The organism is Paenibacillus thalictri (genome assembly GCF_004307995.1).
Taxonomy (GTDB): Bacteria; Bacillota; Bacilli; order Paenibacillales; family NBRC-103111; genus Paenibacillus_AF; species Paenibacillus_AF thalictri.
In genome coordinates this window covers 1-3081 of sequence record NZ_SIRE01000064.1, presented here as the reverse complement: position 1 = coordinate 3081, position 3081 = coordinate 1, and the positions used below count along the sequence as shown (strand labels likewise).

Below are 3081 nucleotides of genomic sequence, written 5' to 3'. Positions count from 1 at the left end.
TGTTCACACTGAGCAGATCTGCCTGACGTTTCACTGTGATCTCGATATAGCCGCGCTCAACCATCGCTTTCCGGACTTCCAAGGGTTCATTTGAGGCCAGATTTTTTTTTGAGCCAGTCCACCTCCACTGTGAGTTGGCCGACCAGCTTCTCTAGATGCTCTTGCTTGCTCTCATACTCCTTTTTCAGTTTGTCGGCTTCATGAGTCTTCTTCTCAAAGATGGTAGAGGCGCGCTCAAGGAACTCCGCCTTCCATCGGCTGAGCATAACAGGACTCAATTCATGTTTACCTGCAATCTCATTGAGGGTCTGCTCCTCACGGAGGGTCTTCAGCACGACCTTCGTTTTAAACTTTGAGGTATATCGGTTCCGTTTTTCCATAGCTTCATTATAACTTAATAACTTATTTTTCACTCTCCCGTGTCTCAACCTACGGGAGCATTATACCGCATGATGAGACCGGAGACTCCTTTCTTTTCGTAGGCATGAATGTAGCTGCGAATTGTTTTTTTCAGAACGAGACCTGATTGTAGCGATTTCACTTATAGCCATGTTCATCAATCGTAAACGAATCGTCTGGAGTCGCTCGTACATTCGACGGAGAGGGAGTGAATTCCTCCCTAATACTGGAATATTATTAATCCAATCTGTATAGTGAGATATTTTTTTATTTTGCAATTTTTATTTACAATTATGTATATTTATGGTGAATTTGGTGTGAGGCTAATCATTACGGAAGAACCGTCCGCGAGATGCTTAATTAAGCATCTCGCGGACGGTTCTTATTTGCTCGCGCGCCTAGCGAAGCTAGGCACAACTAGCCGGTGGAGGTCCGATCGAGGTAAGAGCCAAGTCGCCTCGTAGCTGACGGGCAACTGGTAGAGAAATCCTAAGGTTGAAGTCCCGTGACAAAGTAACTCTTTGGAGTGCGAGCAAATCGACAGGCCGTAACATGAAGTGAATCCTGCCGCATCGTCAAAAGATACCTGAAAAGGACAAGAGAGCGCCGAGCCTCGGAGTAATGGGCGAAGGTCTTGGAACGCGTGAAGGCCTTGGAAGCGCAGCGCGGAAGAGCTCTCCGGTGTATGAGGAACGGCATGCCGAGAAAGTTGTGTTTGGAACTAGGGAGACCCTCCCCCGCACGATGTTTTTTTCGTAAGGAGCAAACTTATAAGCCCGAAAGGCGAAGTGGCGAGCAGCGGGAAGGGAGCCGGAGGGGGCAATAATACCGATGAAGTGAGGACAACAAAACCTCATGGAGGGAAGGGCTCCAGCTTTGTTCATGTACTTGGAGGAGGTAAGAGTCAGTGAATGCAGCTAAACCTACTAACGACGCCAAAGAAAAAGCTCAACGACTCCAACAAGTACTAAGCCTTGCAGCCAAGGAAAATCCGCGGCGGTGATTTCATGCGTTATACGACAAGGTGTACCGCAGCGACATCCTATGGGAAGCATAGAAGAGGGTCAAAGGAAACGGCGGAAGAGGTGGCGTGGATGGGATGACCCTTGACCACATCGTGAAAGTCATAGGTGAAGAGCGATTTGCTGACGAAATCCAGAAGACGCTGAAGAACGGAGAATACCGCTCACTACCCGCGAGACGCAAGGAGATTCCGAAAGCGGACGGCAAGATGCGACCGCTGGGAATCCCGACGATTCGGGACAGAGTCGTACAGATAGCGATGAAAATGGTGTTGGAACGATCTTCGAAGCCGACTTCAGAGACTGTTCCTATGGATTCAGGCCGAAGCGAAGCCAACATGGGGCGATCCGGCATATCCGGCGAGCAATGAAGAAGGGCGTTAATTGGGTGATCGACATCGACATTCGCGGCTATTTTGACAACATCGCCCATGACAAGCAGATGCAACTGGTGGAATAGCGGATCAGCGACCGACGGATACTGAAGCTGATCCGGCAATGGCTGAAGGCGGGATTCGTGAAAGATGATCAGTTTCACGAAACCGACATAGGAAGCCCGCTCGCCAGCTAAAGAAAGTACCGCAACGCTGAAGGATGAAGAACATCGGAAAGCCGGATGAGGGAAAACCTCAAGTCCGGTTTGATGCAGGGGGAGCTGAAAAGTAAAAAAGAGGGCTTGCGCCCTCCAACGAAAATTCAATTCTATACTCTACAACCGGTAAATGGAAATATAAAGCGTTTGGAAAGGAGATGGTTATTATTTTATGAAAGGGGGCTCAGGGGCAGCGAGTTGCTATCGAATTAATCTGGTTTAACGTTCCTATAGACTAAGCGAATATGGACGCTATATTAGGTGAGACATGGGGGAGTAAAAAAAGTTATGGAACTATGAAAAAACGGAATCGATATACCTCAGAGTTTAAAACGAGGGTCGTCCTGGAGGTCCTCTGTGAGGAGCAGAACGTTACATTAATGAGAGAGCTGAGTTCTGAAATGCTCAGGGGGGGGCCTTGAACGTGTCTCTACGGTCTTCGAAGCCGACAAACTGAAATAGGAGTACGCAGCAAACAAGAACATTTAGAGAAGCTGGTTGGTCAACTTGCTGTAGAGGTGGACTGGCTCAAAAAAATCTGGCTTCATATGAACCGCTGGAAGTACGGGAAGCGATGATAGAGCGTGGTTATACCGAAACCATCGTTAAAGCGTCAGGGGGATCTGCTGAGTGTGAGCTGACCGAACGTATACCGTCGGAGCAAGGAGCAGCAGGAAAGCGAAGAAAATGTGCAGTTCATGCACCGAATCGATGAAAATTATATGAAGTACCCTCACATCGATTATCGGCGAGTTGCCCATTTTCTTCGGAACCAGAGCTTCGAAATGAAATGTAAGAGCGTACGCAGTCTCATGCAACTCAAGGTTCTGGAGACGATCTATCCGAAGCCGAAGAGTCTGTCAAGAAAATTTTAAACCAAATCTAGGACGTGTCTGAAAACTTGTCATTGAGTCAATTTGAAAATGGCAGATACGTATACAAACGCTATGAATGACTTGGCTAACTTGTCGTAACGAGTAGCCACACGGCGAAAGTGCTTGATTTTATTGAAGAAGCACTCCACCAAGTGCCGTTCTTTATAGCGATACCCATCCACTTTCCATGGAT

The 3081-nt window shown here is 47.7% G+C and carries 2 protein-coding genes and 1 pseudogene; 1 reads left to right on the top strand and 2 read right to left on the bottom strand.

Features of this window, described 5'->3' with window-relative positions:
* Nucleotides 1–86: 86 nt before the first annotated feature.
* Complete coding sequence (locus EYB31_RS39835; protein ID WP_338120022.1) at nucleotides 87–413, bottom strand: transposase; 327 nt, start codon at nucleotides 411–413, stop codon at nucleotides 87–89.
* A gap of 1103 nt (nucleotides 414–1516) precedes the next feature.
* Here EYB31_RS39835 and EYB31_RS41190 point away from each other — a divergent pair.
* A complete protein-coding gene (locus EYB31_RS41190) occupies nucleotides 1517–1792 on the top strand; it encodes a hypothetical protein (RefSeq protein ID WP_240763235.1) in 276 nt (91 codons plus the stop codon).
* A gap of 1125 nt (nucleotides 1793–2917) precedes the next feature.
* Here the strand turns inward: EYB31_RS41190 and EYB31_RS39825 are convergent.
* Nucleotides 2918–3081, bottom strand: a pseudogene (locus tag EYB31_RS39825) (IS5/IS1182 family transposase); the annotation flags it as partial.